Source organism: Rhodococcus sp. SMB37 (assembly GCF_004345605.1).
Taxonomy (GTDB): Bacteria; Actinomycetota; Actinomycetes; order Mycobacteriales; family Mycobacteriaceae; genus Rhodococcus.
Genome location: NZ_SLVY01000002.1, coordinates 233,301 through 247,461, shown reverse-complemented (window position 1 = coordinate 247,461; position 14,161 = coordinate 233,301). Strand labels below are relative to the sequence as shown.

Sequence of the window (14,161 nt, the reverse complement as noted above, 5' to 3'; positions counted from 1 at the left end):
CGGTAGCCCCCTTGTGTGAGAAGTAAGGACCCATCACGGACAGCCCGTCGGATCGACCGCAGTGTGACATTCTGACAACCGTGATCGACCGAGGAGGAGCACGTACGACCCGCAGACCGCACGGCTCGGCCCTGCCTTCGCAGGACTCGCAGCAATCACAGGACTCGCGTCTCCGTGCGCGCCCGTCGCTCGGCGATTCGGGTCCGCGTTCCGGATCGAGGCAACCGCTCCGGGCGCAGTGGGATCCGGTAGGGGGCGACCGTCGTCCGCCGCGCCGGCCGCGACCGACGCGAGATGTGCGCAAGCAGAGCCGGCTCGGACGCTTCGTCGCGCGGTACGGGTGGCGTGCCTACGCCGTGCCCGTACTCGCTGCAGTGACCGTCTTCGTGATGTGGGACGCGGTGCAGGGCGATGCAACGAGTGCGGTCGCAGACGGTGACGACACGACAGGGGCCGTGGACGACGCCCTCGTCGAGGCGCCCATCGCCGACGGGATCTTCCCGGCCGACCTGGAATCCGGTGTGCTGCCGGACGGAGGATCCTTCACCGAGCGCGGCGCCGGTACCTGGGAGGTTCTTCCCGGCAGTACCGAGCAGGCGGGATTCGGCGAGCGGCAGGTGTTCACCTACACGGTCGAGATCGAGGACGGTGTCGACACCACCGCGTACGGCGGAGACGCCGCATTCGCCAGGATGGTCGACGAGACTCTCGCCGACCCGAGGAGCTGGACCGCAGATCGGGCCTTCGCGTTCCGGCGGGTCGACAACGAGGTCCCCGACTTCCGGGTCTCGCTCACCTCGCAGATGACGATCCGGCAGTTCTGTGGATTCGACATCGAACTCGAAGGCTCGTGCTTCAATCCCGGTGTCGAACGGGTCTTCGTGAACGAGCCACGCTGGGTTCGGGGGGCGGTCGCGTTCCACGGCGACATCGGTTCTTACCGCCAATACCTGGTCAACCACGAGGTCGGGCACGCGGTGGGCTATCCCGAGCACGAAGCGTGCACCACCGACGGCGGACTCTCGCCGATCATGATGCAGCAGACCTACGGCACCGCGAACGACGATATCGCCCGACTCGATCCCGACGGGGTCGTTCCTGCCGACGGAAAGGTCTGCCGCTACAACCCGTGGCCGTTTCCCCGCGGAGCATGACCGCCTCGGAGGGGGGTCGTCGACGGTGGGACAATCGGCGGCGTACCCGCAGAGGAGTAGATCGTGACCGCACTGCCGTCGGTGGAACCGACTCTTGCCCTACCACCACTCGTGGAACCCGCTGGTGAGCTGACCCGCGAAGAGATCGCGCGATACAGCCGGCACCTGATCATCCCGAACGTCGGCGTCACTGGCCAGAAGCGGCTGAAGAACGCCAAGGTGCTGTTCATCGGAGCCGGCGGTCTCGGATCGCCCGCGCTGTTGTATCTCGCGGCTGCCGGTGTCGGCACCATCGGCATCGTCGAGGACGACCACGTGGAATCCTCGAACCTGCAGCGGCAGATCATCCACGGGCAGGCGGATGTTGCACGTTCCAAGGGGGAGAGTGCGCGCGACAGCATCCGTGCCATCAACGACAACATCGCAGTGCATCTACATCCGGAACGACTCGATTCGTGCAACGCCGTGGCGCTGTTCGAGCAGTATGACCTGATCCTGGACGGCACCGACAACTTCGCCACCCGGTACCTCGTCAACGACGCCGCGATCCTCGCCCGGAAGCCGTACGTGTGGGGGTCGATCTTCCGGTTCGAAGGCCAGATCTCGGTTTTCTGGGACGATGCCCCGGACGGACGCGGGCTCAACTATCGCGATCTCTACCCCGAGGCTCCGCCACCGGGCATGGTGCCGTCGTGCGCAGAAGGTGGCGTGCTCGGCGTCCTCCCGGGCACGGTCGGCACGATCATGGCAACCGAGGCGCTCAAGCTGATCACCGGGATCGGCGACCCGCTGCTGGGCCGCCTGATGATCTACGACGCGCTCGCTATGACCTTCCGCACCGTCACGCTGCGACGCGACCCCGGGCGGTCCCCCGTGACAGAACTCGTCGACTACGACGCGTTCTGCGGAATCATGCCGGAGAACGCGGCTGCTGCGACAGCGGATGCGACGATCACCGCGACCGAGCTGCGGACGATGATCGACTCCGGCCGCGACCTCGCGCTGATCGACGTGCGTGAACCGGTGGAATGGGACATCGTCCGCATCGACGGGGCACGACTCGTTCCGAAGGATCGGATTCTGTCGGGCGAGGCGCTCGCCGAGCTACCGCAGAACACACCGATCGTCCTGTACTGCAAGACAGGTATCCGGTCGGCCGAGGCCCTCGCCGTGCTCAAACGCGCCGGGTTCGCCGACGCGACCCATCTGCAGGGCGGTGTCGTGGCCTGGGCTCAGCAGGTCGACACATCCCTGCCGCTGTACTGACACCGGTTCGGCGCAGATTCCGCCGGGCGCGATCCCGGGCGCCAGCGAGATGGACGCAAGATCTCCTGTCGGATTGGTGTCAAGTTGTGACCTGAGTGCCGGGGTGCCTTCTCGGCCGTGCTGCCTACCGGCGGTACCGTTGGCCGCGTGAGTTCGCTCGAACCCCCGCAACACGTGTGCTCCACGTTCGGTCTCCGCGACGTCCAGCCGATCCCGCTCGGGGCGGACTGGGACGGCGGATACCGCTGTGGAGACGTGGTCCTGTCCAGGGTCGCCGACCACGCGCGCGCGGCGTGGTCGGCGAAAGTCCGGGAAACTCTCACTGTGGACGGGGTCCGGCTGGCGCGGCCGGTCCGCGCGACCGATGGACGATACGTGGTGTCCGGCTGGCGTGCCGACACCTACATCGTCGGCACATCCGAACCCCGACACGACGAAGTGGTGTCCCTGTCGCTCCGGCTGCATGCGGCCACATCCCAGCTCGAACGGCCTCGATTCCTGATGCAACCTCCGGTCGCGCCGTGGGCGGACGTCGATGTCTTCGTCGCCGCGGACCGGGCCGCGTGGGAGACGGTGCCGCTGCGTTCGGCGCGCGCCGCCGGTGCGCCCGAAACCGTGACCCCCGACGGACGCAAGAGCCTCGACCTGATCGCGCAACTTGCCACGTTCCGCAAGCCCGTGCACCTTCCGGACCAGCTGGTCCACGGCGACCTGTTCGGCACGGTGCTGTTCGCGGGCCGAGCTGCTCCGGGGCTGACCGATATCACCCCGTATTGGCGACCGGCGTCGTGGGCCGCAGCCGTGGCCGTCGTCGACGCTCTGTCGTGGGGCGGCGCCGACGACGCATTGATCGGCAGGTGGGAGGACCTCCCGGAATGGCCGCAGATGCTGCTGCGTGCGGCGATGTTCCGGCTGGCGGTGCACGCATTGCACCCGCGGTCCACCGAGGAAGCGTTCCCCGGTCTCGCCCACACCACCGACCTGGTTCGCCTGCTCCTCTGACGTTGCGAGGCCCTCACACCGGACATCGTCCTCCGGTGAGGAACTCTTGACTTTCCAGTCACCGCAGGCAGCACCGCGGCAACACCCGCTCCATACCTTGGGTGCATCAGAAACCTGAGAGGGGTGGCCGGCGTGAGTGTTGTACTCGAAAAAGAGCCGCTGCGAAGCAAATTCGCGCGCAAGCACTACATCGATAAATGGGACGCCGAGGATGTCGACGCGTGGGAAGCGGGCGGCAAGGACATTGCCAAGCGCAACCTGATCTGGTCGGTGATCGCCGAACACGTCGGTTTCTCGGTGTGGTCGATCTGGTCGGTGATGGTGCTGTTCATGCCCACCGAGATCTACGGTATCGACGCCGCCGGCAAATTCTTCCTCGTCGCGGTGCCCACCCTCGTGGGCTCGATTCTGCGCATCCCGTACACGGTGGCGACCGCGAAGTTCGGCGGGCGCAACTGGACGATCTTCAGCGCACTGGTCCTGCTCGTTCCGACTGTGGCCACGCTGTATCTGATGCTGAACCCGGGTCATTCCTACACCACGTTCATGCTGGTCGCGGCCCTCGCGGGTGTCGGCGGCGGCAACTTCGCGTCGTCGATGACGAACATCAATGCGTTCTATCCACAGCGCCTCAAGGGGTGGGCGCTGGGTCTGAACGCCGGTGGAGGCAACATCGGTGTCCCCGTGATCCAGCTGATCGGCCTGCTGGTCATCGCGACCGTCGGAAACACCGCACCGTGGATCGTCTGTGCCATCTACCTTGTCCTCTGCTCGGGCGCAGCCCTCGGTGCGGCCCTGTTCATGGACAATCTCGGCGACCAGCGCGCAGATCTCCGGGCGATGGGCGAGAGCCTGAAGTTCAGCGACTCGTGGGTCATTTCCTTCCTCTACATCGGCACCTTCGGCTCGTTCATCGGATTCAGCTTCGCGTTCGGGCAGGTTCTGCAGATCAACTTCCTCGCCGGTGGCGACACCCCGGCGGAGGCCGCCCTCCATGCCGCACAGATCGCCTTCATCGGCCCCCTGCTCGGCTCGGTGGCCCGCCCGCTCGGCGGCAAACTCGCCGACCGGATCGGCGGGGGACGCATCACCGTCTGGACGTTCGTCGCGATGGCGCTCGCCGCCGGCGTCCTCATCGTCGCGGGAACCCTCGACGACGCCACCGAAGGCGCAGCATCCGGCGGGATCATGGTCGCATTCGTCCTCGGCTTCGTCGCACTGTTCCTTCTGTCCGGACTCGGCAACGGCTCGGTCTACAAGATGATCCCGTCGATCTTCGAAGCGAAGGCACAGGGGCTCGAGCATCTCGATCGAGCCGGGAAGGCGGCGTGGTCGCGCAGTATGTCGGGTGCGCTCATCGGTTTCGCCGGTGCCATCGGCGGTCTCGGAGGAGTCGGCATCAACCTGGTACTCCGCGCCTCGTACTCCGGTGAAGCACAGTCCGCGACGATGGCCTTCTGGGTCTTCGGCGCCTTCTACCTGGCCTGCATCGCGGTGACCTGGGTGGTCTTCCTACGGGTCCCGCAGCAGGACGCGGAAATCGAGCCGGCCCCGGCCTCCTGACCTGCATCACCAGTACCAGCACCACCTGCACGAAGAGAAAGCGAAGAACCCATGAGCCGCAAGAACGTACTCGTCGCCGGTCACGGCATGGTCGGACACCGTTTCGTCGAGGCGCTGCGCGCCCGCGACGATCAGGACGCATGGTCGGTCACGGTGCTGTGCGAGGAGGCGGACCCGGCCTACGACCGTGTCGGCCTGTCGTCGTACGTCGGCTTGTGGGACCGTAAGGAACTTGCCCTCGCCGGCAATGACTACCGCGGTGACGACCTCGTCGATCTTCGGATCGGAACCCGTGCCGCTTCGATCGACCGGGCGGCGCGCACGGTCACCACCGGCGAGGGGCAGGTCCTGTCCTACGACGCGCTAGTCCTAGCGACCGGATCCTTCGCGTTCGTGCCGCCGGTCCCCGGCCACGACCTGCCCGGATGTTTCGTCTACCGCACGCTCGACGACCTCGACGGCATCCGCGACGCGGCGGCACGGACCGTCGCCGACGCCGAGGTCACCGGGCGCAGCGCCGCCGGAATCGTGGTCGGAGGTGGACTGCTCGGCCTCGAGGCCGCGAATGCCCTGCGAGGCATGGGCCTGACCGCGCACATCGTCGAATACAACGACCGGCTCATGCCCGCCCAGGTCGACGAAGGCGGTGGCAAGGTCCTCGACCGGCTCGTCACGGGCCTCGGCCTCGTCACACACACGGGGGTCGCTACCGAGAAGATCGAACCGGTGTCTTCGGGGCTGAGGGTGTCCCTGTCCGACGGCAGCACGATCGACGCAGGTCTGGTCGTGTTCTCGGCGGGTGTGCGCCCCCGCGACGAACTCGCGCGGGAGGCCGGACTCGACCTCGCGGGCCGAGGTGGTGTGCTCACGGATCTCTCGTGCCGCAGCACCAACGACGAGGCCGTCTACGCGATCGGGGAGGTCGCCGCGGTCGACGGCGTCTGCTACGGGCTCGTCGCCCCCGGCTACAGCACTGCCGAGGTCGTCGCCGATCGGTTGCTCGGCGGCGACGCCGAGTTCCCCGGCGCCGACATGTCGACCAAACTCAAGCTCCTCGGGGTCGACGTCGCGAGCTTCGGCGACGCGCACGCACGGACCCCCGGCGCGCTCGAGGTGGTGCTGTCGGACTCTGCCAAGGGCACTTATGCGAAGCTCGTCGTCTCCGACGATGCCAAGGTCCTTCTCGGCGGCATCCTGGTCGGTGATGCGTCAGCGTACGGATCGCTGCGACCCCTGGTGGGGCGTGAATTGCCCGGTGACCCGGCATCGCTGATCTCACCGGCCGGCGAGAAGCCCGGAGCGGGATCACTGCCCGACGACGCCGAAGTGTGTTCGTGCAACGGCGTCACGAAGGGCGCGATCTGCGGGGCGATCGCCGAGGGCGCATGCGATATCGCGCAGATCAAGGAATGCACCAACGCCGGCACCACCTGTGGTGGCTGTCTTCCGACCGTCAAGCAGCTGCTCGCGTCGTCGGGCGTGGAGATGTCGAAGGCGCTGTGTGAGCACTTCGAGCAGTCCCGCGCCGAGTTGTTCCAGATCGTGCAGGCGACCGGGATCCGCACCTTCTCGGCTCTGATCGAGCGCCACGGCGCCGGACGTGGTTGCGACATCTGCAAGCCGGTCGTCGCCTCGATCCTGGCTTCGACGGACTCCGACCACATCCTGCACCGCAGCCAGGCAGGTCTGCAGGACACCAACGACCATTTCCTCGCGAACATCCAGAAGAACGGCACCTACTCCGTGGTGCCGCGGATGCCCGGCGGTGAATGCACCGCCGAGCAGCTCATCGTCCTCGGTGAGGTGGCCCGCGATTTCGGGCTCTACGTGAAGATGACCGGCGGGCAGCGCGTAGACCTGTTCGGCGCCCGCGTCGAGCAGCTGCCGCAGATCTGGAAGCGACTTGTGGACGCGGGCATGGAGTCGGGCCAGGCCTACGGAAAGTCGCTGCGGACCGTCAAGAGCTGCGTCGGCTCGACCTGGTGCCGTTACGGCGTGCAGGACTCGGTGGGCATGGCCGTCGACCTCGAGAACCGCTACCGGGGGCTGCGGTCTCCGCACAAGCTCAAGTTCGGTGTGTCCGGGTGCGCGCGCGAATGCGCGGAGGCCCGGGGCAAGGACGTCGGTATCATTGCCACCGAGGGCGGCTGGAACCTCTACGTGTGCGGCAACGGCGGTCAGTCGCCCAAGCACGCGCAGTTGCTTGCCGGCGGTCTCGACGACGAGACCCTTGTCAAGTACATCGACCGGTTCCTCATGTTCTACGTGCGGACCGCCGATCGGCTCCAGCGCACCGCGCCGTGGCTCGACGCGCTCGACGGCGGACTCGATCACCTCAGGGCTGTCGTCTGCGAGGACAGCCTCGGCATCGGCGAAGAACTCGAGGCGGCGATGGCCAAGCACGTCGCCGGATACAAGGACGAGTGGGCGGGGGTGCTCGAGGACCCGGAGAAGCTGGCCCGCTTCGTCTCGTTCGTCAATGCTCCCGACGAGGCCGATCCCACCGTGCAGTTCGACGATTCCGGTGCACGTAAGGTGCCTGTTCTGATGGGTATGCCAGGAGTCAGGACCGGCGAGGCGGAATAGAGCGTGATTACCCGGTGGGAACCGCCGGGTAACGCAGGCGAAACACCGCAGGACCAGAATTTCGGGTAACAAGTCTCGAGGAGGACCCATGACCGTCATCGCGATGCCGACCGCGGAGACCACGACACGCGACAGCGTGCTGAACGGCCGGCTGGAATGGACATCGGCCTGCCCCCTGAGCCACCTCATCCCCGGGCGGGGAGTGGCCGTGTTGCTGAGAGGGGGAGAGCAGGTGGCATTGTTTCTGCTCGACGACGGCACGTTGCGTGCGGTCGGCAACATCGACCCGATCGGTCGCGCTGCTGTGATGTCGAGGGGGATCATCGGTGACCGTGCCGGCGAACCCACGGTGGCGTCGCCGCTGCTCAAGCAGGTCTACTCGCTCGACGACGGTCGTTGCCTCGATGATTCCACCGTGAGCCTGCCGGTGTACGACGTCCGGGTGTGGGCAGGGGTCGTGCAGGTTCACAGCCCGCTCCGCGGCCGCAGGAGTGTCGAGACCGTGGACTCCGGCGTCGTTTCGTGAGCTCCGAGAACACGCCACTGCGCGGGTTCACCATCGGAGTGACGGCGTCGCGGCGCGCGGACGAGTTCGCGACGCTGCTCACACGGCGAGGTGCCGACGTCGTCCGTGCTCCCGCGATCCGGATCATCCCACTGTCCGACGACGCCGAGCTCGAGCACGCCACGCGTGCCATCGTCGCCGCTCCGCCGGACGTGACCATCGCGACCACCGCGATCGGTTTCCGTGGATGGATCGGTGCGGCGGACGGCTGGGGGCTCGCGGACGATCTGTCACGGGCGTTGAGCGCGAGCCGCATCCTCGCAAGGGGACCGAAGGTGACGGGGGCGATTCGGGCCGCGGAACTGAGGGAGGAATGGTCGCCGGAGTCCGAGTCGTCGAGCGAGGTCCTGGAACACCTCCTTGCGGAAGGTGTCGAGGGAAAGCGGATCGCCGTCCAACTCCACGGGGAACGGACCGAATGGGAACCCGGAGAAGACCTGTGTGACGTGCTGCGCGCGGCCGGAGCCGACGTCGTACCGGTGCCCGTGTACCGCTGGACCCCACCCGAGGATTCGACATCGCTCGACCGGATGATCGAGCAGATCAGCGACCGCGCACTCGACGCCGTCACCTACACCAGCGCACCGGCGGTCGCGTCGATGCTGATGAGGGCCAAGGCAACCGGAATGCTCGAACCGATGTTGCAGGGGTTGCGCACCGGAGTGACCGCCGTGTGTGTCGGTCCGGTGACAGCCGCGCCGTTAGACGAACTCGATGTGCCCGTGACGATGCCGACACGGGCGAGGCTCGGATCGCTCGCACGGCACATCGCGGAGGATCTGCCGCGGCGGGCCGTCCGGATCAACATCGGAACACACGTCCTCGGACTGCGGGGCCGGTGCGTTGTCGTCGACGACGAGGTGCGCTGCCTCGCTCCCGCAGGCATGGCACTGATCCGGGCACTGGCGGCGAAGCCCGGAAACGTCGTTTCCCGTGAAGAACTGCTGACCGTCCTGCCCGGCGGTGGTGGGGACACCCACGCCGTCGAGACCGCGGTGGCACGGTTGCGTTCGGCGCTCGGTGTGCCGGCGCTCGTGCAGACCGTCGTCAAACGTGGATATCGACTGGCAGTGGAGTTGGAGGAATCATGAACTCGACCGACGCGGCACTGCTCCTCGTCGCGCACGGCACCCGGAACCCCCGGGGAGTCGAGATGATCGCGCAGCTCGCGGGCGAAGTGTCGCGGACCGCGGGGCCGACGCGCGTGGCGTTCGTCGATGTGCTCGGTCCCTCGCCCGCGGAGGTCCTGCGCGACAGTGGCCGCCCGACCGTGCTCGTGCCTGCCTTTCTCGCGTCGGGCTATCACGTGCACACCGATGTTCCCCGGGAGGTAGCCGAGAGCGGTCACCGCGACGTCGTGGTGACCGACGCTCTCGGGCCGGATCCGGTGCTGGCGCGGGTGATGGTGTCGCGCTTGCGGGATGCGGGATGGCGACCCGGCGACACGGTGGTGCTCGCCGCGGCGGGATCGTCCGACCCGCGCGCGCTGTGCGACGTCAGGTCTGCCGCGCGGATGCTGGCGGCGCTTACCCGAACCACGGTCAGGATCGGATACGTCGCGACCGGAAGTCCCCGGGTGGCCGACGTCGTGAACGACATGCGGGTGCAGGGGGACCGCAGGGTGTTCATCGCGGCGTACCTGCTCGCCGAGGGGCTGTTCCACAGCCGGCTGTTCGAGTGCGGCGCCGACGGCGTCGCTGCGCCGCTCGGGGTGACCGATTCGATCGTCGATCTGGTCGCGAGGCGCTACCGGGCGGCGATCACCCCTGCGCTCCGAACGAATACGACAACGGTGTACAGCATCTGACCGCACTATCTTCGGCGCGAGCCCGGTCGTTCACGGCCGGACAGCCGATCCCTCGAGCGGTGTGTGTCGGTGGTCGCTTGTACGGTGCGGGCGTGCAACTCAGATGCGCGCGGGTGGTGTTCAACGACGCGTTGCGCGCCCGGCAGGACGCGTATGCGGCCGGGGTGAAATCTCGGACACCGAGGTGCAGAAACGGGTGGTCACCGAGGCGAAGAAGACTCCGCAGCGGGTGTGGCTTTCCGAGGTGGCGTCGGCGGTGTTGGTGCAAGCCTGTCAGGACGCGCGTCGCGTGTATCGGAACTGGTTCGATTTGCTGTCCGGGAAGCGGAAGGGTCGCAGGGTCGGGCTCCGCGGTTCCGGTCTCGCAAGGACAATCGGCAGTCGGTCCGGCTCATTCGGAACGGGTTCAGTATTCGAGGCAGCCGGAAGCTGTATGTCGCGAAGGTCGGGGAGCTGAAGGTGGCCTGGTTACGGGAGTTGCCGTCGGAACCGTCGAGTGTGTCGATCATCAAGGATGCCGCGGGCCGCTATTTTGCGTCGTTCGTGGTGGAGACCACCGATGTGCCATTGCCGGAGTGCGATGCGGAGGTGGGGATCGATTTGGGGCTGGCCGCGTTCGCGGTCCTGTCGGATGGGAAGGTGATCGAGTCGCCGAGGTTCTTCCCTCGCGCCGAACGGAACCTGCGAAAAGCGCAGCACGAACCGGGCGAAAGCCCGAATCAAGGTTGCGAGAGCTCACGCGAGGGTGGCCGATCCCCGCAGCGAGTGGGCGCACATGCAGTCCATGACACTGATTCGCGAGAATCGAGCGGTGTATGTCGAGGATTTGTGTGTCGCGGGCCTCGTACGGACGAGGTTGGCGAAGTCCGTGCACGTTGCCGGGTGGGGGATGTTCACCCGGTTGTCGGAGGAGAAAGCCGCCCGGTACGGAAGGCATTTCTCGAAGGTCGACCGGTGGTTCCCGTCGTCGCCGATGTGTTCGGTGTGTGGACGCGTGGACGGGAAGAAGTCGTTGTCGGTGCGGGAATGGACGTGCCTGTGTGGGGCGGTCCATGACCGGGATCTGAATGCAGCACGAAATATCCTCGCCGCTGGACGGGCGGAGAGGCGAAACGCCTGCGGAGAGACGGCAAGTCTTCCTGCTTGGTGGGGAGCACGACTCGATGAAACAGGAACCCACCGAGGTGGCGTGTAGCGCTGCGGTAGGAATCTCGGTTGTTCACGACCGGGAGGACGTCAAAGTGGTTATCGGGGCAGGAGCACGAGTTCGACAGTATCGCCGTCGGCGGCATTCGGCGGCACCAGGGCGATTGCTGAACGGCCGATGAGTCCGGCCAGATGCGACGTTCGAATCGTGTTGTCGCACAGCCACTTTCCGTTATCAAGCTGTCGCGCCGGGAGGAAGCGGGTGATGTCCCCGGCAACCTCCGATGCGTTCGCCAGTGGCGCCGTCAGTGGTGTCGCCGGCGTGCGGAGGGTGCGCCCGTCGACGATCGCGGGCAACATCACCAACAGGGTCGCCAGTGCTGCAACGGGATTGCCCGGAAGGCCGAGCACCGCTCGACCGTCGGGAAGTACTGCCGCAACCTGAGATCCCCCAGGTTTGCACCGAACTCGTTCGACCACTGCCGAGGCCCCTGCGCGGTCCAGGGCAGAGCGCAGCTGATCCGCCGCTCCGCGACCGGTTGCGCCGACGATCACGATCGCGTCGGCGTCGGTGGTCGTGCGCAGCAGGACGTCGAATGCGTCGGCAGTGTCTCGGAGATGCTCGTCGCCGGCCACCTCCGCGCCGCACCACGACACGAACTGCGGAAGAACCGGCCCGAGTGAATCACGGGTCTGTCCCTCGAACAGCGGGCCGCTGCGACGGATCTCGTCACCGGTGAGCGCCAGGTGGACCCGCACAGGTCCGCGTACGTGGATGTGCGACACCTCGCCGCTCGCTGCCGTCGAGACGATCGCGGGCGTCACGGCCGATCCGGCTTCCGCCAGGATGTATCCGGGTTCCCATTCCTCACCGATGCCGCGGAAGTCGTCGCGCACCGGAGCGTCCGGGGGTCGTGTGACGATTCCGTCCTCGACGAGGATGTACTCATCGCGCACCACCGACGTCGCACCGGACGGTAGGTGCGCGCCCGTGGCGATGCGGGCGGCTTCCCCGGGATTCAGTGCGAATTCACCCGCAGCCCCGGCATATCGGACCTCCGTCCGCAGAGTCCACGGGCCGGCCCCGGACACTGCGTACCCGTCCATGGCGGAAGTCGCGGCGGGCGGTAGCGGCGCCGCTGCGACGAGTGGAGACGCGAGCGTGGCCCCGAAGGCCCCGTCGCGCGCAACACTACGAATCGGCAATGGACGCTGAGCGTCCCGAAGAATCTTTCGCGCTTCCTTCGGGTCCGCCCGGGTGCCCGTGGCTACCCGGGCGCGATGCAGATCATCGGGTGTGTCGCAGTCCTCGGTGCCGGGCACGGCCACGGTGACGTAATGCTCCGGCAGGAGCGCTTTCATAGGCAGGCCGGATGGATCGGGACCGAGTGCCGACAGACGTGTGGACAGTGCGCGCCCACGCCACGCAGCGAGCAGGAACTGCAGGTTCCCGTCGTTGTCGACGGCAAAGGCCGCGTCCGCGTCGGGTGCGGCGTCGAGCGCACCGGCCAGAACGGCGATCGACTCGGCGGTGACGAACGGGAGATCGGCCGCGAGGATCACGACGATCTCCGCGGCGGGGTCGGCGGAGGCCAACGCGGCGACGGGGCCACCGCCGATCGGGGATTCCTGAGTCTGGACAACTGCGGGGTCGAGATCATCGCGGTGCGGGCCCACGACTGTGATGCGGGGAAAACCTTCCACCGCGGCGAGGGCGGTGTCGAGCATCGACCGACCCGCGACCACGAGCGCGGGCTTGTCGGCGCCACCCATCCGGGTTGCTCGCCCACCCGCGACGATGACGGCCTCGGACCCGGACACAGAGTCGGACAGCATGGACATGCACTCATGCTGCCCGACACCGTCCGAATCCGTGCGCGCGCCGTCAGAATGTGTGACGCGCTCGGCGCATATCGACCCGATCGCCGCTGATCGGTGTGCCTTCGAGTGCGAGGCTGGACAGCTGACGATGGGCGAGATGCGAGGCCGGTTTGCCGGACGCCGGGACCACCCGGTGCCAGGGCAGGTCGGAACTGTCGGTCCGCATGATCCACCCGACGGTGCGGGGGGTGGACAGCCCCGCCGCGTCAGCGAGGTCGCCGTAGGTCGCCACGGAGCCGGCAGGAATCGACGCGACGAGCCCGCGTACGTGCTCGATCTGAGCGTCTGTCGTGACCACGCCTACAGCACCTTCCTGACCAGTGCTGCAGCACTCTCGGGCATCGCCTGGTCGATCATGTGGTCGCACTCGAGCTCGAGCATCGTCAGATGCGAACCGAGCCGCTCGGCCAGGGCCGCGCGAAACTCGTCCGAGGTGTACGCGGGACGGACCCTGCCGGCACGTGCGAGAACCGTGGGTACTCGGGCCGGCGGCAGCACGAACTCGCGTGCGAGTTCGCCCCACGACGCCACCAGCGCCGGCACGCAGTAACGCCAATTCACCCGGCCGGAGTCGAGTGCGACCAGATGCTCTGCGATCTCCGCATCGAGAAGTTCCGGGGCGACCTCACCCCAGTCACCGTGCACCTTCTCCGAGCGGGCCTCGGCCTCATCCGTGTAGTCGGGAAAGCGCACAGTGAGATCGGCGACTTCGAGCAACCTGCCCGGCGGCAGCGCGATCGCAGGATCGAGCAGGACGAGCGCGCGAACCCGGTCGGGTGCTGAGGCGGCGACGTGCAGCGCCAGTGCGCCCCCGAAGGAATGCCCCACCACCGTGACCGGTTCGTGGGTGTGTGCGTGGAGGACACCGAGAAGGTCCTGGACGTGGGATTCGAAACTCCACGGAGGCTCCCACGGCGACCGGCCGTGGCCCCGCAGGTCCGGGGCGATCACACGGAGGTCCGGGAGATGCCGATCGGCCAGGTTCTGCCAGCGTCTGCCGTGGCCGGTCAGGCCGTGCAGGGCCAGCACCGGTGGTCCGTCGGCAGGTCCGAACAGATGTGTGTGGAGGGGCGATGCGGAGGCGCTCACCTCATTCACTATGGCACTTGGGTGACGCCGCGGGGTGACCGCACTATCTTCGGCGCGAGCCCGGTCGTTCACGGCCGGGAGGACATCAAGGAGGTGGTGCGG

General features: G+C 67.3%; 12 protein-coding genes. 9 read left to right on the top strand and 3 right to left on the bottom strand.

Annotated features, from left to right (window positions below; genetic code table 11):
• Positions 1–32 precede the first annotated feature (32 nt).
• The 9 genes from EV641_RS04470 (at position 33) to EV641_RS29645 (ending at position 11,138) form a co-directional block, all read left to right on the top strand.
• Complete coding sequence (locus EV641_RS04470) at positions 33–1,154, top strand: DUF3152 domain-containing protein (protein WP_241996864.1); 1,122 nt, start codon at positions 33–35, stop codon at positions 1,152–1,154.
• Between the two features lie 81 nt (positions 1,155–1,235).
• The gene (gene moeZ / locus EV641_RS04465) at positions 1,236–2,420 is read left to right on the top strand and encodes an adenylyltransferase/sulfurtransferase MoeZ (protein WP_132471101.1); all 1,185 of its coding nucleotides are present in this window, start codon (positions 1,236–1,238) and stop codon (positions 2,418–2,420) included.
• Positions 2,421–2,567: 147 nt separating this feature from the next.
• Positions 2,568–3,422, top strand: a complete 855-nt coding sequence (locus tag EV641_RS04460) for a TIGR02569 family protein (RefSeq protein ID WP_132470928.1) — start codon at positions 2,568–2,570, stop codon at positions 3,420–3,422.
• 132 nt (positions 3,423–3,554) lie between these two features.
• Positions 3,555–4,985, top strand: coding sequence for a nitrate/nitrite transporter (locus EV641_RS04455; RefSeq protein WP_132470927.1), 1,431 nt, complete (start codon positions 3,555–3,557; stop codon positions 4,983–4,985).
• Positions 4,986–5,036: 51 nt separating this feature from the next.
• The gene (gene nirB / locus EV641_RS04450) at positions 5,037–7,571 is read left to right on the top strand and encodes a nitrite reductase large subunit NirB (protein WP_132470926.1); all 2,535 of its coding nucleotides are present in this window, start codon (positions 5,037–5,039) and stop codon (positions 7,569–7,571) included.
• An 88-nt stretch (positions 7,572–7,659) separates the two neighbouring features.
• Entirely contained in the window at positions 7,660–8,097 is a 438-nt protein-coding gene (gene nirD, locus EV641_RS04445; RefSeq protein WP_054719291.1) for a nitrite reductase small subunit NirD, read from the top strand.
• Positions 8,094–9,227 (top strand): uroporphyrinogen-III synthase, encoded by a 1,134-nt coding sequence (locus EV641_RS04440; protein ID WP_132470925.1) that lies wholly within the window; start codon positions 8,094–8,096, stop codon positions 9,225–9,227. Before nirD ends, EV641_RS04440 begins: the two co-directional genes overlap by 4 nt.
• Positions 9,224–9,943 carry a sirohydrochlorin chelatase gene (locus EV641_RS04435; protein WP_132470924.1) on the top strand — a complete coding sequence of 240 codons (720 nt, stop codon included), beginning with the start codon at positions 9,224–9,226 and terminating at the stop codon, positions 9,941–9,943. The genes EV641_RS04440 and EV641_RS04435 overlap by 4 nt, the downstream gene beginning before the upstream one ends.
• A 718-nt stretch (positions 9,944–10,661) precedes the next feature.
• Positions 10,662–11,138, top strand: a complete 477-nt coding sequence (locus EV641_RS29645; RefSeq protein WP_347238216.1) for a transposase — start codon at positions 10,662–10,664, stop codon at positions 11,136–11,138.
• A 50-nt stretch (positions 11,139–11,188) separates the two neighbouring features.
• Here the strand turns inward: EV641_RS29645 and EV641_RS04425 are convergent, their stop codons facing one another.
• From EV641_RS04425 to EV641_RS04415, 3 genes are read right to left on the bottom strand one after another with little or no spacing between them, the layout of a single operon-like run.
• Positions 11,189–12,931: an NTP transferase domain-containing protein gene (locus EV641_RS04425; protein WP_132470923.1), complete on the bottom strand. Its 1,743-nt coding sequence runs from the start codon at positions 12,929–12,931 to the stop codon at positions 11,189–11,191.
• A 43-nt stretch (positions 12,932–12,974) separates the two neighbouring features.
• On the bottom strand, positions 12,975–13,268 hold the full coding sequence (locus EV641_RS04420; RefSeq protein WP_132470922.1) for an MGMT family protein: 294 nt from the start codon (positions 13,266–13,268) through the stop codon (positions 12,975–12,977).
• Positions 13,269–13,270: 2 nt separating this feature from the next.
• Entirely contained in the window at positions 13,271–14,059 is a 789-nt protein-coding gene (locus EV641_RS04415; RefSeq protein WP_241996831.1) for an alpha/beta hydrolase, read from the bottom strand.
• Positions 14,060–14,161: the final 102 nt, after the last annotated feature.